Source organism: Winogradskyella wichelsiae, assembly GCF_013403925.1.
Taxonomy (GTDB): Bacteria; Bacteroidota; Bacteroidia; order Flavobacteriales; family Flavobacteriaceae; genus Winogradskyella; species Winogradskyella wichelsiae.
The window spans coordinates 273,905-292,937 of sequence record NZ_JABFDJ010000001.1 but is presented as its reverse complement, the minus strand read 5'-3'; the positions used below and the strand labels follow the sequence as shown (position 1 = coordinate 292,937).

The following is a 19,033-nucleotide window of genomic DNA, read 5'->3' as shown; positions in this document are numbered from 1 at the left end:
TGCATTTATTTTAGTCTTTAAAATTTTAATCACAGAGTTTTTGATCAATCTTATTGTAAGGTGGGTTCTATAAGCTGATTATTTTGTTTTACAGGAATTCCCCTTCATTGTTTTGCTAGCTCTTTTAGGAGCTTTAACTGATGCTTTCTTATTGGGGTCTTTTATGCTGTACGTCCTTTTATACTCATGTAAATAAAGGCTAGTCTTTATCTTTTTTTTAATTTAAAACTTATTTGTTATGTCTGGAAGTGCTATGAATACGGTAATAAAAAATAATCGAAGACTACTTCCGCAACGCGCTAAATTTAAGAATAGGCTTGGGGGTTATGATCCGCATGTAACCACCGAATATGATTTCCCTAGTGCTACGACCAAACAATTAAAAGCCATAGGAAAGCGGTTGCGCAAGGAGCGTAAGGTTAGAATGCTTAAAGTCCTTATTTTAACCCTAGTGATATTTTTTACAATACTCTTCTTGTTGATACGTTATTCTAGTGTTTTAAAATCATCATTATGGTTCTAATATAGGGGATAACATTAAGCAAAATTTGGTTCTTTATCATTTTTTAATTTCATCTGATTCGTATTATTTTAATTGATTTTGTGTTAAATATTTAGTTTTATGTTATTTAATTTATGATTTGTCATTTTAATTCGTATATTAAGACGAATAATTAAATCCCTCGATGATGAACGTAGACGTAGAACAAGACCTTGGCAGCATAAATGAGAGGAAGAAAAAGACTCATTTTACAAAACGAGGTTTATTAAATTCAAATTATAAACGTGTTGTAAAATATAGCTTTAAAAAAGCGCGTAGAAAGTCAATATTCGCAGTAAGGCAACGTGCAAAAACTTTAAAAATAAGTAAAGAAAGCCTTAGGGCTTCTATGGTTTTAAAATTGGCCGTGTTTGGGAGTGTTGCTATTTTAATTTTATTTTAAACAATAAGTAGCTTCGTCTTTATTCATCTGTTTTAGATTTGTAGACGAGCGCTATTCACAAAAAAAAAGCTGTAACATTCAATGTTACAGCTTTTTTTATATCATATAAAAAAGGTATTTAGCTTAGCGCTGTTTTAATACGTTTTATAGCTTCTTTGATCTCATCTTGAGATGCTGCATAAGAAATTCTTATACAATCTTTATTACCAAAAGCCTCACCAGTAACGGTTGCGACTAAAGCTTCTTCTAGTAAAAATAGAGAGAAATCAGTGGCGTTATTTATCGTTTTACCTTTTATGGTTTTACCAAAATAAGAAGCTACATTAGGAAAAACATAAAAAGCACCTTCAGGTTCGTTGGTTTTAAAACCGTCTATTTCGCTCAATAAGTTTAAGATCAATTTACGTCTTTCTTTAAACTCATCGACCATATATTTAATGCTAGATGGCTCTGCTTCTAACGCTTTAATTACAGCACGTTGTGCAATACAATTTGCACCACTCGTAATTTGACCTTGCATTTTATTACAGGCTCTAGCGATCCAGTCTGGCGCTCCAATATAACCAATTCTCCAACCTGTCATAGCAAAAGCTTTAGACACACCGTTTACGGTAATGGTACGGTCGTACATATCTTCAAATTCAGCCATACTAAAATGCCCTCCTTTAAAATTAATATGTTCGTATATTTCATCTGAAACAACGTATATATTAGGATACTTTTTTAGTACGTCTGCTAAAGCTCTTAATTCTTCTTTACTATAAACAGAGCCACTTGGGTTACAAGGAGAACTGTACCATATCATTTTAGTCTTAGGAGTAATGGCAGCTTCTAATTGTGCGGCTGTCATTTTAAAGTCATTTTCTATTGAAGTTGTTACCTCTACAGGAACTCCATCACTCAACTTTACAATATCGCTGTAACTTACCCAATATGGGCAAGGTAAAATAACTTCGTCCCCAGCATTAAGCATTACAGAAGCAATATTTGCTAAAGATTGCTTTGCACCAGTAGATACTACAACTTGTGGTAAAGTGTAGTTAAGGTTATTATCGCGTTTAAACTTTTTTATGATCGCTTCTTTCAATTCTACATAACCATCTACAGGAGTATAACTGTTGTAGTTTTGGTTGATTGCTTCAATTGCAGCATCTTTAATAAAATCTGGAGTATTAAAATCGGGTTCCCCCAAACTTAATCCAATAATATCTTTTCCTTCTGCGCGAAGTTCTCTGGCTTTTGCCGCCATGGCTAATGTAGCTGATGTTGCTAAATTATTAATTCTATCCGAAAGTTGGTCGTTCATATGCTTTAAAATATAAGATTAGGCTTGTATTGCAGGGCGCGTTCCCATTTCTTTTAAAAATTTGAAATGCGCAGCTATTGCTTTTCTTGTGGTTTCGTATTCTTTATAAGGTAAATTGAATTCTTTAGCTGTAGATTTTACAATTTCGGCAATTTTACCATAATGGATATGGCTAATGTTTGGAAATATATGATGCTCCACTTGGTGATTTAATCCCCCTGTATACCAATTGATAATTTTGCTTTTAGCACCAAAGTTTACCGTCGTATTTAATTGGTGAATTGCCCAAGTGTTTTTCATTGTACCATCTTTTTCTGGTAAAGGCATTTCAGCTTCGTCCATAACATGGGCTAATTGAAAAACGACACTTAAGATTAAGCCAGCCACATAGTGCATAATTAAAAATCCGATTAAGACTTTATACCAAGCGATGTCGGTAAGTACAAGTGGTATTACAATCCACATTGAAATATAAATCAATTTAGAAATCACTAGCTTACTCCAGTTAGCCACAGGACTTGGGAATTTCCCATAAGATAATTTACGTTTCATGTAGCGTTTCATCTGTTGAAAGTCTGTTGTAATTGCCCAGTTTATAGTCAATAGGCCATAAAGCAAAATAGAATAATAATGTTGAAACTTATGATGTTTTCTCCATTCTGTATGTTCAGAGAAACGTAAAATTCTTCCAGCTTCTAAATCTTCATCATGCCCATGAATGTTAGTGTATGTATGGTGTAAAACGTTGTGTTGTACTTTCCAGTTGTAAACGTTTCCTGCTAAAATGTAAATACTGCTTCCCATAATTCTGTTTACCCATTCTTTATTAGAAAAGGCACCATGATTACCATCATGCATGACGTTCATTCCAACGCCAGCCATACCGATTCCCATAACAAGGGTCAATAATAACTGTGCCCAAGTAGGAATATTTAAGGTTAATAATAAGAAATAAGGAGTTAGAAACAAGGTAAACATTACAATGGTTTTTACCCAAAGTTGCCAATTACCTGTTCGTTTAATATCGTTTTCTTTAAAATAATTATTGACTCGTTTATTGAGGGTTCTAAAGAACTTAGCAGAGTCTGTTCTAGAGAATGTTAGTGTTTGCTGTTTCATGTATTCTATATTTTATATGATAACGTAAGGGATTATAATACATTATACAAAAGCAAAGATAGTCATTAAATAAAAAGAAATTGTTATGGATTAACTTAAAATTATAATAGAAATAGGATGGTTTGGATTAGATAATAGACTTCAAGAGTCTCATTTTAAGTGGTTTCAAAATGCAACAGCTGAATTGATCCTGACATTTTTGTGATTTAAAAAAAAGTGAACGATATAAGATTTAAGTGAATATCATTTAGATAAATACGAATAGTATAATAATCAAAACTTTAAAATAAGTACTTTTGCAGAAAGAACAGCTATGGAACTTATCCTTAAATATTTCCCGAATTTAACCGAAATTCAGATTCAACAATTTGAAGCTTTAGAGGCTTTGTATAAAGATTGGAACAGTAAAATTAATGTTATTTCTAGAAAAGACATTGACGAACTATATTTAAGACACGTTTTACATTCTTTAGGAATTGCAAAAGTTATTGATTTCGTTCCAGGTACATCGATCTTAGATGTTGGAACTGGAGGTGGATTTCCAGGTGTGCCTTTAGCTATTTTATTTCCTGAGTGTCAATTTCATTTGGTCGATAGTATTAATAAAAAACTTAAGGTAATTAATGCTGTTGCAGAAGCGTTAGAGCTAACCAACATAAGAACAACCCATAGTAGAGTAGAGGCTATCGATGAAACTTTTGATTTTATAGTTAGTAGAGCCGTTACTACCATGCCAGAATTTACAACTTGGGTAAAAGGTAAGGTTTCTAGAACTCAGAAAAATGAATTAAAAAATGGGATTCTTTATTTAAAAGGAGGAGACTTAACAGAAGAGCTTAAACAATACAAAACGGTAAAGGCTTTTTTACTTTCAGATTATTTTGAAGAATCATTTTTCGAAACTAAAAAAGTGATTCATCTGCCCTTAAAATTCAAAGCCTAATTAACCGTTTAACGTCATTTTTATATCGTATTATTTTATTCCATCAATGAAATCTCTGAATTTAGGCTAACAGTGTGTGCTTATTATTCAGCTATTTATGCTGTAAAAATTATGACTGTAAACTGTGTTGTCAGAAATTAAAAATTATTAGCTCAATTTAAAATTCTTCAATAATGAATTTATTAGATCATCTAAAAACGGGTATTATCCTTTTTATTATAAGTGGCTTTTTTATACCTCTAAGTTTAGAGGCACAACAGGATACTATTTATTACACTATATCCTGGAGAACAACCATAAAAGATAGTGCCGCTTTTTTTAGACCGCCAATAAAAAAGGAGGGTGATTTGTTTCGAGTTGAAGATTATTATATCTCAGGTCAAAAACAAATGAGTGGATTGTCTCAATATGAAAATAAAGATTACTGGGTAGAAAAAGTGAGTTGGTATACCGAAGATGGCAAATTGTATCAACAAGGTCAGTATAAGAACAACCGATTAGATGGAGCGTTTACTACTTTTTTAGGTGATAAAAAATTAATAGCTATTTATAAAAATGGTTATATTAAGTCTGGTATTCAGAATATTACTCGATTTTCTAGTGCTATATATACGGAAATAAAAAATGATACCATCAAAGAGGTTGTTTATGACGATGACATATCAGGTATTCGTTATGAAAACTATAGTACCGTAAAATCTGGTCGCTATCTATCTAAGTATTACGATGAAAAAGGGAGTAAAATAGGTACAATTAAAACTTTAAATAATGGGTCTCTTAAGGGCGCTGAGGTTTTTTATTATTTTGAACCGATGCGTGTTAAACAGATTAGCTATTACCCTTATGACAGACTATTAGGGAGCACCGATTATTACCCTAATGGTCAACTGAGAACATTGTTTCAGATCGGTTCTGAATACAAAAAAACTTTTTTTAATGATGACGGCACGATACTAGGAAGTGTCATTTATGAACTTCAGGACGATTATTTAAAACCCATAAAAGGTACAGAAGTTATTTTTTCTTATGGCTATGAAAAAGAAGATTTTAATCAAGTTCTATCCACTAGAATATATAATAATAGACAACTTGAAAGGGAGGAACAGCGTTACGATGATGGTAAGGTGAAATCAATTACAAGCTATAAAGACAATATTAAAATACTTCAAGTAAGTTTTGATGAAACGGGAAAGGAACTTGCAAGAATGGCATATAAAAACTATTATCCATTTTCAGGTGTAGAAATTAAAGGAGGTAGAAAATCAACTTATAAAGAAGGGGAGCTTGTAGAGGAGCTAAAATATTATCCCGATACAAATCTTGTATTTAGTAAAAAGAATAAGGAGGAAGAGCTTTATTATAACAAGGAAGGTGTTGTAATGGGGACTTTAAAAGTTGAGTATAAAAATAAATATGCAAAACCGATAGAAGGGAAACGATACGACATAGGCTACAATTCTGATATTAATGGTATAGAAACTTATAAAAATAGAGAACTGATAGCGCGTACCAACTTTATTACAAAATCAATTGCTAAGGATAGTTTAGTGGATTTTAAGAATACTTCTTATTATAAAGATGGTAGTTATAGTAAATACAGAGAAGTTTTTTATTATAGTAATGGATCTAAGCAAAGTGATATAATATTTGAGGATTACGAAAAAAAGTTAGGTAAGTTTTATAATGATAAGGGAGAACTTATCGGGACTTATGATTATCTTAAAAAAGACGGAGCACTATATGAGTTTTTTAATACCTCAAACGAGGTTCGGTTATTTAAAAAAGAAAATAACGGAGTTTTGCAAACTTCTAAACGTTATGATTATGGTTTAAATACAAGTTATGGTGCTATAAATCCTGTGTTAATTGAAGAAACGGATATTTCATGTTGTGCTATGTCTTATGATAAATATGGTGAAGTTATCGCTAGGGTTAATTTTAAAAATAAATTGCCATGGAAAGGCACAATGTATGATGCCGTATCAAGAATTAAGTATGAGATCAATGAAGGAAAGCGCAATGGGTTTTATAAAAAATTTAATTATAATCACGACATTATATTAGAAGAAGGGCAATATGTAAATGATAAAAAAGAAGGAACTTTTAGCGCTTTTAATCGTTTAGGTCAACTACAATTTACGAAAAATTATGAGAATGATATTTTAGAAGGAAAGTCAATTAATTATGATGAAAATGGAAAGGAGACGTCTCGTATTATATACAAAAACGGAGAACCTTTTGAAGGCACTAAAGTACTTTCTTCAAGTTATAGTAGTGCGCCTAGTCAAGAGATTTATAAAAACGGACTTTTAGTTAAGCGTATTTCTTATACCGAGGAAGGTAAAAATATTTCAACATTTAAAGACGGAGCGATTGCGCAAACAATAGCTTATTATAAAGATTCTGATCTTAAGCGGTTACAATATGCTCTAAGTAAAAATTATGTTGATGGAGAAGTTATTCGTTATGATAAAAAAGGAAAGGAACAACATCGTGGTATTATTAAAAATTATAAACTAGAATCTGGTACTGTTTATTTGTCAGCCTATAGTTTATATGATAATCGTGTAGCTTATATTATATTAAAGCGAAAAAATGATATGGTGCAATTGACTTTAGTAGGACATAAAGATGAAACGCTTTTTTATGTAGAAGAAAATATAGATGAAGGCTATGGTCTGAAATATATTGACAGGTTAAATATTTATATTAATAATTTGCGCCCTGAATCTCTGTACTAAAGGAGTGTATAAAATAAAAAAACCGTTTGAGCTTCCTCAAGCGGTTTTTTTATTATCAACTTTGTCTTATCTATTGACTATAAATCGGGTCGTAAATGTATTGTAATCACTAGCGACATTTAAGATATAAAAGCCAGTATTTAAAGCTATATTTATAATTGTTCGCTCTGTTAATTCTTTAGTAGAATTAAAAACCGTTTTCCCTGTTAAATCATTAATTGTAATAGTAGCAGCACTATTTAAATTAGAACGCAATATTAATTGGTTTTGAACAGGGTTCTTTTCTAATTTAAAAGTGTATAATTCTGAATCTAAAACGTGTAAAGGAGTATTTAATATCTCAACCAAAGCAAAAGCAACATTAGCTTCAGTAAGCAAAACATGAGGTTCATTATCCTCAGGGACAAAGCTATTAACGAAAGGAGTGGCGTTGGTAAAATCATCGCTATAATGCCAATTAATTTCATTTCCTGTAGCTGCATCAGTAATGTCTAGTGCAAGGGCACTTACTGTAGGTATATAGCTGAATTTATCAATTTGTAAAGCGGCAAAAAAAGCATCACCAATACCACCTGTTGTTCCAAAAGACGCTGTTAAAGTCGATAAGTCAAATAATCCTCCTGGTGCGGCATCTACACCGTCAAAGTGTACAGTTCCCGAACTCGCAGCGTTTAATATATCTGGCACGAATGGAGGAAAAAGCGGTGCGAAAAACCGACTTACTTGTTGTGGTGCACCAGCGGCTGGCGTCATATTTATATCGATGTCAACATCTATAGTTCCTCCTAAAGGTGAATCTACAGGAAGTGAAACATCTACAATGGTAAATCCATTAGTTACAGGTGTAATTCCATCTGCAGCTAAGTAAAAACTTCCATTACCACTTCCGTTTGCGATGGCGACATTACGGACGTTTTCAGGAAAACCATTTGGTGTAAGATTATTTATGTCTGCGTTAAAAATTATTCTATATGGGTGTGGAACTGGCAGAGTAGCGTTAGCATCAAAAGTAAATAAGTCGTCACCAGTTAAATGTGATTCTAAATGATCAATTAACAACTGTCTTCCTGCAGGCGATTGTAATAAGCCTTCAATAACCGGCTGTAATTCTGTTACAGGACTCAGTGGGTTGTTTGCTAAATAATTTAATTGATGTTGTAAACCAATAGGAAAATTAGCGCCTAAGTGAGGTGCATCAAAAGAAATATAAAGTCTGGTATCTGCATCAATTACATTAGCTTCCATATAATTTAAGGCATAACGTGCTATTAGCCCACCCATACTTGGACCAATAATTACATTTTGTTCAGGGCTGTTTGAAGCTTTATCTGTATTAATGCTATTAATTAACTCTACTAAAAGCAGCGCGTTTCTTTCTATGAAGTCTGTGCCTCCATCAATAGTAGCACCATCTGCATTTCTTGTATAAACAGGGAAATTAAGAATAATAACATCAAAGCCCTGCGCACGCAATTGATCCGCTAAGTTATCGGTGCCCGATGTGCCGGCAAAATCTAATAAACTATAAATACCATTAATATCTCTAAGGTCACCAGTGTCAAAACCATCCACAACAATTATAGGTTTGTCTAAGATACCATCTGTACTTAAAAAGATTTCATATTCTCCTTCTCCAGGATGATTTGCTACTTCACCGTAAGCTGATAAATCTGGTGTTATTGTAGAAGTAAAAGTCGTTTGAGAAAAACTAAGGAGTGGAAAAATCAATAAAATAGAAACGTAGTATTTATTCATAAGTGCAAATTTTAAATTATTATGTTGAAAAGATACAACGTTTGATTTATAAATTACTGATTATGAGCGTGATTTTGAGTGGGGCTAAAAAAAAATCCTTAAAAGCAAAAAGCTTCTAAGGATTTAATTATTAAATTAAGTTGTGACTGCTTAGCCTAAAAAAGGATATCTGTAATCGACAGGCGTTACAAATGTTTCCTTAATTAATCTAGGAGATACCCAACGTAGTAAGTTTTGAGGGCTTCCGGCTTTATCGTTTGTCCCAGAAGCTCTCGCTCCACCAAAAGGTTGTTGTCCAACAACAGCACCTGTTGGTTTATCGTTAATGTAGAAGTTTCCGGCAGCATTCTGAAGCGCTTTTGTCGCTTCTTCAACCGCATATCTATCTCTAGAAATAATAGCGCCAGTTAGGGCGTATTCGCTTGTTTCATCTACTAATTTTAATGTTTCTGTATAGGCATCATCTTCATACACATATATTGTAATTACAGGACCAAATAATTCTGTAGACATTGTTGTGTATTTTGGGTTTGTAGTTAAGATCACCGTAGGTTCTATAAAGTAACCTTTAGATTTGTCGTAGTTACCACCAGCAATAATTTCAGCATCGCTATCTGCTTTAGCTTCATCTATGTATTTTGCTAATTTATCAAACGAACCTTCATGGATTACAGCAGTGATAAAGTTGCTCATATCTTCTGGAGATCCCATTTTAAAAGATTCCATATCTTCAATTAGATATTTCTTTACATCAGCCCAAATTCCTTTAGGAACATAAGCTCGAGATGCTGCACTACATTTTTGACCTTGAAACTCAAAAGCGCCACGAGCAATAGCCGTTGCTACTTGTTTAGCATCTGCCGTTTTGTGAGCAACTATAAAATCTTTTCCACCAGTTTCACCAACAATTCTTGGGTATGTTTTATAGTTATGTATGTTATTTCCTATTTGTTTCCATAATTCTTTAAAGACGTGGGTAGAACCTGTAAAATGTAAGCCAGAAAAATCTGGACTTGCTAATACCGTATTGGTAATCATTTCAGGATCACCAAAAACAACATTAATTACACCATCTGGCACCCCTGCTTCTTTAAAAATATCCATGATCACTTTTGCAGAATAGACTTGGCTGTCACTAGGTTTCCAAACGACAACATTCCCCATTAAAGCCATACAAGCAGGTAAGTTACCAGCAATAGCAGTAAAGTTAAATGGTGTTACAGCGTAAGTAAAACCTTCAAGCGGTCTGTATTCTACTCTGTTCCATGCCGCACTTGTACTTTCTGGTTGTTCCATGTAAATGTCAGACATAAACTGAACATTAAAACGTAAAAAGTCAATCAATTCACAAGCTGCATCAATTTCAGCCTGATATATATTTTTAGATTGCGCTATCATTGTAGCTGCATTGATCTTTGCTCTGTAAGGGCCAGCAATTAATTCAGCTGCCTTTAAGAAAATACCTGCGCGTTGTTCCCATGGCATTTGTGACCATGATTTGCGTGCTTCTAATGCTGTAGAAATAGCGTCTTCGACATGTGCTTTTTCGGCTAAGTGATATTCACCTACTATGTGTTGGTGATCGTGCGGGGGAGACATCGTTCTGGTGTTCCCAGTTTTTACGTCCTTACCATTTATGTATAAAGGGACTTCAACCTTAGCGTTAAACATTGATTTATAAGCTTCTGAAACAGCTTTGCGTTCTGCAGAACCAGGCGCATAAGACATAACAGGTTCGTTAACTGCTACTGGTACATTAAAGAATCCTTTTCCCATAGTTTAATTGTTTTTTTTATGTTTTCAAATATCACATTGAGCGTGTCTTTGTGACAATGAAACTCTATTTAGTTTTCAGTTTGAATTTGTAAAAACAAAGGTACAATTTTTATAAGAGAATTTATTTTTGAAATGTTATAGTTCTGTGAAGATTAATCGTGTGTATTTAATAGCTTTTACGTGATGGCATCGTTATAATGTTGCGGTTTGAGTGGAGTACCTTCAATTAATTGATATTTAATATTTTGATAATAAATAACGCGTGTTAATTTAAAGCAAAAGGAGCACTCAATTTAAACGAGGGAATGTAAACTTTAAAGTGGTTAGATTTTGTATTATTTACCATGTTGTAATAACCTTGCATAGCTCCAAAGGGAGAAGTTAAAAGACAACCCGAATTGTAAGTATGCGATTCGCCTGGTTGTAAAATAGGTTTCTTACCAATAACTCCTTCACCTTCTATAGTTTCTTCGCTATTTAAAGCATCCAAAACTCTCCAGTGTCTTGAGTTTAATTGCACTGAATCTTTACTTTGGTTTTCAATTGTTACTTTATAACCAAACGCAAAGTGTACTTTATAATTTTTATAAAATGTACCTTCAAAATTAGTTTCTACAGAGATCTTTATCCCACTTGTAACTTGTTGTACCATGACTTTTAGTATTGATCTATGCTAAGGTAACGTATTTTTTTGTCGGATCATTGTAATTCTGTTATGAGGTTCTGTTTTTTAGCAAAAGTCAATTTATTAAGGCGTCCATATAAAAATAACGCTAATTGAGACACGGATATTTCTCATTTCCATAAATTTAACCTTTGCCATCTTAAAATGTTTAGTTTGTAATGTCTACAGAAGATGCTTCACCAAAACCTATAAGACGATCATAACGTGAACCAAGATCTTTATAGTAAATTAAAACCTTATAGTTGTTTTCTGTTTGCCAAAAGTTTCCACTAATGGCCCCTTCGTCTAATTGGCCTGTTTTCTTATCTACAGTGACAAACTTGTAGTTGTAGAATCCTTGTTTTAAAAGCATAATGTTTTCGTAACGTTTAGCCTCTTGGTTGAAGACCATTTGCGTTAATGGTTCTAAAGTATAAGCGTTAAAGTTACCGTAGATAAATATGTTTTTGTCTTTTAATTCCTCTTGTAATAATGAAAAATGAACCATAACATAATCTGCTTCAATACCTACATTTGTTTTGTCTAAAGCTGTAATAAGAAAATTACCATTAATATCGGGATTGTAAGTATATGGTCTATCTTTTCGGGAAATATTAGTATATAAAAAATTATGATAGAGCTCTTTAAGTTCAATATATTGAACCCCTATATTGGCAGCTCTAACATCTTTGTTTTCGAAAAAATTATATTCATTTCCTGCCCAAAAAGCAGATTCCGTGTCATAGCGGTATATCAATTCGTTACCAAGTGTATATTGAGGTTTTAAATTTGAAATTGATGTATTCAGATTATTATTTTGAATTAAGAGTGTTTTTATCGTTTCTAAAGGGTTGTTTAAATTGGTGCCATTTGTGGTTACTGCGATATCCACAGATTGTTTACCAGCAATAGTTTTAACATCTCTCGATCGTTTTACCTGTACGCCAACACTTGCAACATCTTCGTAGATCATAAATTTTCGACTAAACATTAGTTCATCATAATCGTCGTAAATAGAAAGCATATAATTTCCACTTTTTAATAACGCACGTGTTTGTGTGTTGGGGATCTCTAGTGTATAATGAGAATATATCTGATAGGTGTTAAATGAGTTTTCGTACGTTAATATTCTTTGATTATCTAAACCACTCAAATATTCTGCTTTAACTAAATTAGAAGGAGTCCAATCAAAATTATAATGTTCAATAACGTAGTAGAAGTCTTCTTCATCACCTGTTAAGGCATCAAACTCTAGCATTAGCGATTCCCCAAGTTTTAAAATAGGTAATTGACCTTGGGTTGTATTACTTTTAAAAGTGATTGTTTTTATAAAATCGGGAGGATTAAGTTCTTCAACAGCTTGCGCAATTAATGCTATGGGAACGAGTAAAAGTAAAAGAAGATTAATTTTTTTTTTCATTGTGATTGATTCTAAGCGTATAAAGATAATCAAAATCTATACCTTAAAACAATTGAGTTATTTATAATCATTACAAATAAAAAAGATGCTTGAATTTAAGAGTTTTTTAAGCATTAATTTGTAAATTCGCAGCGATTTTTAGATAACTAATCTTTAAGTATATGTCAAAAGACATCAAAATAAAAAAGGGTTTAAATATTGAGTTAATCGGTGAAGCCGAGAAAACTATAGAGAATGCTATTATTAGTAATTCTTATACAATTAGACCCGAGGATTTCCACAGTATTATTCCAAAACTTGTTGCTAAAGAGGGGACACATGTTAAAGCAGGTGAAACTTTATTTTACAACAAAGATAACGAGAACATGAAGTTTGTTTCGCCAGTTTCTGGTGAGATAGCGGAAGTACTTCGTGGACCTAGACGTCGTATAGACGCTATTAAAATAATTGCAGACAAAGCGCAGACCTTTCTAGATCATGGAACGTTTGACTTAAATTCGGATGCTGAAAAAACTAAAGCACATTTGTTAGCTTCGGGATGTTGGGCTTTTATAAAGCAACGTCCTTACGATGTTATTGCCAAGGCTGATGTTATGCCAAAAGCAATATTCATTTCTGGTTATGCAAGTGCACCGTTAGCGGCAGATTTAGACTTTACCTTAGCGGGTAAAGAAGCTGAATTACAAGCCGCGGTTACGGCCCTGTCTAAACTGACAGAGGGTAGTGTACATGTTTCAGTTGGTGATCAGTCAAAGTCGCCTTTAGCTAATCTACAGAATGCAACCACACATAAAGTTTCGGGGCCACATCCTTCAGGGAATGTTGGGACTTTAATTAATAAGGTAAGCCCTGTTAATAAAGGTGAAACAGTTTGGACGGTTAATGCACAAGATTTAGTGATTATCGGAGAGTTGCTTCTTACAGGGAAATTCAATGCTGAGCGTATTATTGCTTTAGCGGGATCTTCTGTTCAAAAGCCACGTTATTTTAAAACTAAATTAGGTGCTGAAATCGCGACTATGGTTTACGATAACGGAGTTGAAAGAGATAGCAATGCACGTTTTATTTCGGGTAATGTATTGTCAGGAAAACAAATTCAGCCAGATGGTCATTTAGATTATTACAGTAATGTTATCACTGTGATACCAGAAGGTGATGATTATGAATTTTTCGGATGGAATAAGCCTATTTTTAATAAAATATCGACATCTAGAGCCTTAACTTTTTCTTGGTTAACACCAAAGAAGAAATTCGACTTAAATACAAATACAAACGGAGAGCATCGTGCATTTGTAACTACAGGAACTTACGAAGAAGTTTTTCCTTTAGACATTTACCCAATGCAAATTCTAAAAGCTTGTATGTATAAAGATTTAGATGAAATGGAAGCTTTAGGGATGTACGAAGTTGCACCTGAAGATTTCGCATTAACAGAATTTGTGTGTGTATCTAAGCAACCGCATCAAAAAATAATTAGAGAAGGTTTAGACTTAATGCTTAAAGAAATAGGATAATGGGTTTAAAAAGTAATTTACATAATTTTAAGGAAAAGAATAAAGACAAGAAGTGGCTTCCTGGATTTAACGCCCTTTTTACGTTTTTATATATGCCTAATGAAACCACTCATAATGGGACTCATATAAAGGCCGCTGATGATTTAAAGCGTACAATGAATACTGTAATCATGGCTTTAGTGCCTTGTTTAATATTCGGTATGTTCAATGCAGGTTATCAGCATTATTTAGCACAAGGTTTAATTGAATCTGCAAATGGGTTTTTAGGAGCTTCATTTTGGACTTTAGATAATCTTGTTGTTGGACTTTGGAAAGTACTACCACTAGTTATTGTTTCTTACGGTGTTGGTTTAGCAGTAGAATTTGTTTTCGCTATCATTAAAGGTCATGAAGTAGAAGAAGGTTATTTAGTAACGGGTATGTTAGTACCACTTATTGTACCTATAGATATCCCATTATGGATGCTATCTGTAGCAGTAATCTTTGGTGTTATTATTGGTAAAGAAGTCTTTGGTGGAACAGGAATGAATATTCTTAATCCTGCCTTAACCATTAGAGCCTTTTTATTCTTTGCTTATCCAACGTGGATGTCAGGAGATAAAGTATGGATTCATGGAGCTGTAGAACGTGATCAAATGATTGCTGCAGGACAGAATGTCGATGCTATTTCTGGAGAAACGATATTAGGAACCTTAGCACAAGGTAAAGAAGTTGCCTATTCGGTTTGGGATATGTTCTACGGAATTATACCTGGCTCGGTAGGAGAGACATCAACACTTTTAATTTTAGTAGGAGCGTTATTTTTAATCTTCGCTAAAATTGGAAGCTGGAGAATTATGTTATCCTCTGTTGTAGGAGCTTTAGTCATGGGACTTATTTTTAATGGTCTTGTCAGTGCTGAGGTTATTACAGAAGGCAGCAAATTTTACGGATTAATGAGTACCGAATTTTGGCATCACTTACTTATTGGAGGTTTTGCTTTTGGTACTGTGTTTATGGCTACAGATCCTGTAACCGCATCACAAACTAATAAAGGGAAATGGGTCTATGGTTTCTTAATCGGATTCCTTTCTATAATGATTCGTGTATTCAACCCTGCATATCCAGAAGGTGTCATGTTAGCTATTCTATTAATGAATGTGTTTGCGCCAACCATTGACCATTATGTGGTACAAGGAAATGTTAAGAAAAGAATGAAACGTCTAAAAGCAAAAACTGCATAACGATGGAAAATAGAACAGATAAAAATTCATACACTATAATTTTTGCCATTGCTATGGTACTAATCGTAGGTTCATTATTAGCGTTTACTGCATCTTCATTAAAACCGACTATTACAGAGAACCAACGTATAGAAAAGCAACAGAACATTCTGTATGCCATGGGTGTTAATGAGAATGATGAGAGCAGTGCAAATTTTGTTTCTACAGACGATGCGCCAGCGTTATTTGAGAAATTCATCTTAAAGCAATTGGTTATCGAAGACGGAAAAGTTAGCGAAGATGATCAGGCTTATTTAATAGATGTTAAAAAGCAACAGGCAAACGGAAATGCAGGTAAAACAAGAAAATTACCCTTATTTGTTGGTGAAAAAGATGGTCAAACATTTTATATCGCACCCATAAGAGGTAAAGGGCTTTGGGATGCTATTTGGGCTTATGTTTCAATGGATGAAAACATGGTTGTACAAGGTGCATTTTTTGATCATGCTGGTGAAACACCAGGATTAGGGGCTAACATTAAGCAACGTTTTTTTATGGATGATTTTATTGGTGAACACCTTTTAAATGAATCAGGTACTTTTAAAGGTATTGATGTTGCTAAAGGTAATGCAGACCCAAAGAATTTAGATAAAACAGATAATGAGGTAGATGCCATTGCAGGAGCTACAATTACAGGTAACGGTGTTTCAGCAATGATAAAAAGTGATTTAAAGCTTTACGAACCTTATTTTAAAAATTTAAAAAACAATTAATTTATGGGACTTTTATCAAAGAAAGATGCCAAGTTAATCACAGATCCATTAGCGGATAATAACCCAATTACTATTCAGGTATTAGGTATATGTTCTGCTTTGGCAATTACAGCAGAGCTAAAAGCTTCTATTGTAATGGCTGTATCTGTAATGGCTGTTTTAGGTATAGGAAACGTTGTTATTTCTTTAATGAGAAACATCATTCCTTCAAAAATTAGAATTATTGTTCAATTGGTCGTAGTTGCTGCTTTGGTAATTATAGTTGATCAAGTTTTAAAAGCTTTTGCTTATGAGTTAAGTAAAACACTTTCTGTATTTGTAGGGTTAATTATTACAAACTGTATTATTATGGGACGTTTTGAAGCTTTTGCTTTGGCAAATAAACCATGGCAATCCTTTTTAGATGGTATTGGAAATGCGGCAGGTTATGGCTTAATTCTTATCATCGTTGGTTTCTTTAGAGAGCTATTAGGTTCTGGTACGTTATTAGGATTTAAAGTTTTAGGAGATCCAATTGAAAAAACAGGATTGTATGCTATAGGTTATGAAAATAACGGTTTTATGTTATTGTCACCAATGGCATTAATTGTTGTAGGTATAATCATTTGGATACAACGTAGTAGAAACAAAGCTTTAATAGAAGATTAAATTGACTTGTGGTTCTTAACTTTGGTTTAGAACTTCAACAAAATAAAAAATATGGAACATATAGAATTATTTTTTAAATCGATTTTTATAGACAACATGGTATTTGCAACATTCTTAGGAATGTGTTCTTACTTAGCTGTATCTAAAAAAGTAAGTACGGCTGTAGGTCTTGGTGCTGCAGTTATATTTGTACTTGCCATTACAGTCCCTTTAAACTGGTTATTAGATCAGTATTTATTGCAACCAGGTGCTTTAACATGGTTAGGTGAAGAATATGCTAGTTATGATTTAAGTTTCTTATCATTTATTATGTTTATTGCTACTATTGCAACCATGGTACAATTGGTAGAAATAGTTGTAGAGAAATTTTCACCATCATTATATAATTCATTAGGTATATTTTTACCCCTAATTGCCGTAAACTGTGCCATCTTGGGTGGATCATTGTTTATGCAATCTAGAGAGATCCCTACATTAGGATTAGCAACAACTTATGGAGTTGGTTCTGGTATTGGATGGTTTTTAGCCATTTTAGCGATTGCTGCTATTCGTGAGAAAATTAGATATTCTAACGTACCACCTGCGTTACGTGGTTTAGGTATTACTTTTATTATTACAGGTTTAATGGCTATCGGCTTTATGAGTTTTGGAGGTATGTTAACAGGTGGTGATGAAGAAGAAGCTAAAGCAGAAGTGACTACTGATACAGTAGAAGCAGAGACGAAATTAGAGGAAACAAAAGCATTAGCTGATAACACAATTAAAGTAATTGAGTAGTATGATTTTATTAGCAGCAAGTACAGCAGGAACAATTCTAGTTACCGTAGTAGCATTTTTAATCATTTTGATGTTATTAGTTGGATTACTATTATTTGTAAAACAAAAATTATCACCATCTGGTCCTGTAAAGATTACCATTAATGGTGAACGTGAAATCGAAGTTGGTTCAGGAGGTTCTTTATTAAGCACTTTAGGAAATCAAAAAATATTTTTACCATCTGCTTGTGGGGGTGGTGGAACATGTATTCAATGTGAATGTCACGTATTATCTGGTGGAGGAGAAGCATTACCAACAGAAACACCTCACTTTAGTAGAAAAGAACTTGCACATGGTGCACGTTTATCTTGCCAAGTAAAAGTGAAACAGGATATGGAAATAACAATTCCTGAAGAAGTTTTTGGTATTAAAAAATGGGAAGCAACGGTTGTAAGAAATTATAATGTTGCATCTTTTATTAAGGAATTCGTTGTAGAGATTCCTGAAGATATGGGTTACAAAGCTGGAGGTTATATTCAGATTGAAATTCCACCATGTGAAGTAAAATTTGCAGATATGGATATTACAGCGCATCCTGAAGAGCATGAAACACCAGATAAGTTTCAAGCAGAATGGGATAAATTTGCGTTATGGCCTTTAATCATGAAAAATACAGAAACTGTAGAGCGTGCTTATTCTATGGCTTCTTATCCTGCCGAAGGACGAGAGGTGATGTTAAACGTGCGTATTGCAACACCACCTTTCGATCGTGCTAAAAACGGATGGATGGATGTAAATCCAGGTGTCGCATCGTCTTACATATTTAATCAAAAACCAGGTGATAAAGTCGTTATTTCTGGACCTTACGGTGAATTCTTCATCAATGAGTCAGATAGCGAAATGCTTTATGTTGGTGGTGGTGCTGGTATGGCACCAATGCGTTCTCATTTATATCATCTTTTCAAGACCTTAAAGACAGGTCGTAAAGTAACTTATTGGTACGGTGGACGTTCTAAACGTGAATTATTTTATTTAGAGCACTTCCGTGAGTTAGAAAGAGATTTTCCTAACTTTAAATTTTACTTGGCTTTGTCTGAACCAATGGAAGAAGATAATTGGAAAGTAAAAGAAACGGTGGATGCGCCAGGAGATGGTTTTGTAGGTTTTATACACAATTGTGTTATAGATAACTATTTAAGCCTGCATGATGCCCCTGAAGATATTGAATTATACTTCTGTGGCCCCCCATTAATGAACCAAGCTGTTCAGAAAATGGGTGAAGATTTCGGGATTCCGGATGAGCACATTAGATTTGATGACTTTGGAGGATAATCTAAAGATTTATATATAAATAAAAAGCCAACGCAATAGCGTTGGCTTTTTTGTTTAATACCATACCGATTTTATATTAACTATCTTATTATGATTTTTAGTAGACTATGGATAAAAAATTTAACTCATTTTAATCACT

The 19,033-nt window shown here is 33.4% G+C and carries 16 protein-coding genes; 10 read left to right on the top strand and 6 right to left on the bottom strand.

All coding sequences use genetic code 11. The annotated features are described in order from the left end of the window. Positions 1-238: 238 nt before the first annotated feature. Together HM985_RS01385 and HM985_RS01380 are read left to right on the top strand one after the other, a co-directional pair. Positions 239-523, top strand: a complete 285-nt coding sequence (locus HM985_RS01385) for a hypothetical protein (RefSeq protein ID WP_179374515.1) — start codon at positions 239-241, stop codon at positions 521-523. A gap of 163 nt (positions 524-686) precedes the next feature. Next, entirely contained in the window at positions 687-944 is a 258-nt protein-coding gene (locus HM985_RS01380) for a hypothetical protein (protein ID WP_179374514.1), read from the top strand. A gap of 118 nt (positions 945-1,062) precedes the next feature. Here the strand turns inward: HM985_RS01380 and HM985_RS01375 are convergent, their stop codons facing one another. Further along, complete coding sequence (locus HM985_RS01375; RefSeq protein WP_179374513.1) at positions 1,063-2,250, bottom strand: pyridoxal phosphate-dependent aminotransferase; 1,188 nt, start codon at positions 2,248-2,250, stop codon at positions 1,063-1,065. 18 nt (positions 2,251-2,268) lie between these two features. Next, positions 2,269-3,369 carry a fatty acid desaturase family protein gene (locus HM985_RS01370; RefSeq protein ID WP_179374512.1) on the bottom strand — a complete coding sequence of 367 codons (1,101 nt, stop codon included), beginning with the start codon at positions 3,367-3,369 and terminating at the stop codon, positions 2,269-2,271. A 313-nt stretch (positions 3,370-3,682) separates the two neighbouring features. Between HM985_RS01370 and rsmG the strand changes: the two genes are divergently transcribed. Both rsmG and HM985_RS01360 read left to right on the top strand, forming a co-directional pair. Beyond that, on the top strand, positions 3,683-4,312 hold the full coding sequence (gene rsmG, locus HM985_RS01365) for a 16S rRNA (guanine(527)-N(7))-methyltransferase RsmG (RefSeq protein WP_179374511.1): 630 nt from the start codon (positions 3,683-3,685) through the stop codon (positions 4,310-4,312). Between the two features lie 173 nt (positions 4,313-4,485). Then, on the top strand, positions 4,486-7,053 hold the full coding sequence (locus HM985_RS01360; RefSeq protein ID WP_179374510.1) for a toxin-antitoxin system YwqK family antitoxin: 2,568 nt from the start codon (positions 4,486-4,488) through the stop codon (positions 7,051-7,053). Positions 7,054-7,119: 66 nt separating this feature from the next. Here the strand turns inward: HM985_RS01360 and HM985_RS01355 are convergent, their stop codons facing one another. The 4 genes from HM985_RS01355 to HM985_RS01340 all read right to left on the bottom strand — a co-directional run bounded on the left by HM985_RS01355 (position 7,120) and on the right by HM985_RS01340 (position 12,668). Further along, a complete protein-coding gene (locus HM985_RS01355) occupies positions 7,120-8,808 on the bottom strand; it encodes a T9SS type A sorting domain-containing protein (protein WP_179374509.1) in 1,689 nt (562 codons plus the stop codon). 150 nt (positions 8,809-8,958) lie between these two features. Continuing rightward, positions 8,959-10,584 (bottom strand): L-glutamate gamma-semialdehyde dehydrogenase, encoded by a 1,626-nt coding sequence (gene pruA, locus HM985_RS01350; protein ID WP_179374508.1) that lies wholly within the window; start codon positions 10,582-10,584, stop codon positions 8,959-8,961. 265 nt (positions 10,585-10,849) lie between these two features. Beyond that, positions 10,850-11,236, bottom strand: coding sequence for a Co2+/Mg2+ efflux protein ApaG (gene apaG, locus HM985_RS01345; protein WP_179374507.1), 387 nt, complete (start codon positions 11,234-11,236; stop codon positions 10,850-10,852). Between the two features lie 181 nt (positions 11,237-11,417). Beyond that, positions 11,418-12,668, bottom strand: a complete 1,251-nt coding sequence (locus HM985_RS01340) for a type IX secretion system plug protein (protein ID WP_179374506.1) — start codon at positions 12,666-12,668, stop codon at positions 11,418-11,420. Positions 12,669-12,829: 161 nt separating this feature from the next. Here HM985_RS01340 and HM985_RS01335 point away from each other — a divergent pair, with 161 nt between their 5' ends. Genes HM985_RS01335 through nqrF form a run of 6 tightly spaced genes read left to right on the top strand, consistent with a single transcriptional unit; the run spans position 12,830 to position 18,894 of the window. After that, complete coding sequence (locus HM985_RS01335; RefSeq protein ID WP_179374505.1) at positions 12,830-14,182, top strand: Na(+)-translocating NADH-quinone reductase subunit A; 1,353 nt, start codon at positions 12,830-12,832, stop codon at positions 14,180-14,182. Then, positions 14,182-15,405, top strand: a complete 1,224-nt coding sequence (locus HM985_RS01330) for an NADH:ubiquinone reductase (Na(+)-transporting) subunit B (RefSeq protein WP_179374504.1) — start codon at positions 14,182-14,184, stop codon at positions 15,403-15,405. Before HM985_RS01335 ends, HM985_RS01330 begins: the two co-directional genes overlap by 1 nt. A gap of 2 nt (positions 15,406-15,407) precedes the next feature. Next, positions 15,408-16,157 carry a Na(+)-translocating NADH-quinone reductase subunit C gene (locus HM985_RS01325; protein ID WP_179374503.1) on the top strand — a complete coding sequence of 250 codons (750 nt, stop codon included), beginning with the start codon at positions 15,408-15,410 and terminating at the stop codon, positions 16,155-16,157. Positions 16,158-16,160: 3 nt separating this feature from the next. Then, a complete protein-coding gene (locus HM985_RS01320) occupies positions 16,161-16,805 on the top strand; it encodes an NADH:ubiquinone reductase (Na(+)-transporting) subunit D (RefSeq protein ID WP_114310612.1) in 645 nt (214 codons plus the stop codon). Between the two features lie 51 nt (positions 16,806-16,856). Then, complete coding sequence (gene nqrE / locus HM985_RS01315; protein WP_179374502.1) at positions 16,857-17,582, top strand: NADH:ubiquinone reductase (Na(+)-transporting) subunit E; 726 nt, start codon at positions 16,857-16,859, stop codon at positions 17,580-17,582. Positions 17,583-17,586: 4 nt separating this feature from the next. Next, a complete protein-coding gene (gene nqrF, locus HM985_RS01310; RefSeq protein ID WP_179374936.1) occupies positions 17,587-18,894 on the top strand; it encodes an NADH:ubiquinone reductase (Na(+)-transporting) subunit F in 1,308 nt (435 codons plus the stop codon). Positions 18,895-19,033: the final 139 nt, after the last annotated feature.

Coding starts and splice junctions, on each gene's coding strand:
- HM985_RS01385 (WP_179374515.1), top strand. CDS start 239: ATGTCTGGAAGTGCTATGAATACGGTAATAAAAAATAATCGAAGACTA.
- HM985_RS01380 (WP_179374514.1), top strand. CDS start 687: ATGATGAACGTAGACGTAGAACAAGACCTTGGCAGCATAAATGAGAGG.
- HM985_RS01375 (WP_179374513.1), bottom strand. CDS start 2,250: ATGAACGACCAACTTTCGGATAGAATTAATAATTTAGCAACATCAGCT.
- HM985_RS01370 (WP_179374512.1), bottom strand. CDS start 3,369: ATGAAACAGCAAACACTAACATTCTCTAGAACAGACTCTGCTAAGTTC.
- rsmG (WP_179374511.1), top strand. CDS start 3,683: ATGGAACTTATCCTTAAATATTTCCCGAATTTAACCGAAATTCAGATT.
- HM985_RS01360 (WP_179374510.1), top strand. CDS start 4,486: ATGAATTTATTAGATCATCTAAAAACGGGTATTATCCTTTTTATTATA.
- HM985_RS01355 (WP_179374509.1), bottom strand. CDS start 8,808: ATGAATAAATACTACGTTTCTATTTTATTGATTTTTCCACTCCTTAGT.
- pruA (WP_179374508.1), bottom strand. CDS start 10,584: ATGGGAAAAGGATTCTTTAATGTACCAGTAGCAGTTAACGAACCTGTT.
- apaG (WP_179374507.1), bottom strand. CDS start 11,236: ATGGTACAACAAGTTACAAGTGGGATAAAGATCTCTGTAGAAACTAAT.
- HM985_RS01340 (WP_179374506.1), bottom strand. CDS start 12,668: ATGAAAAAAAAAATTAATCTTCTTTTACTTTTACTCGTTCCCATAGCA.
- HM985_RS01335 (WP_179374505.1), top strand. CDS start 12,830: ATGTCAAAAGACATCAAAATAAAAAAGGGTTTAAATATTGAGTTAATC.
- HM985_RS01330 (WP_179374504.1), top strand. CDS start 14,182: ATGGGTTTAAAAAGTAATTTACATAATTTTAAGGAAAAGAATAAAGAC.
- HM985_RS01325 (WP_179374503.1), top strand. CDS start 15,408: ATGGAAAATAGAACAGATAAAAATTCATACACTATAATTTTTGCCATT.
- HM985_RS01320 (WP_114310612.1), top strand. CDS start 16,161: ATGGGACTTTTATCAAAGAAAGATGCCAAGTTAATCACAGATCCATTA.
- nqrE (WP_179374502.1), top strand. CDS start 16,857: ATGGAACATATAGAATTATTTTTTAAATCGATTTTTATAGACAACATG.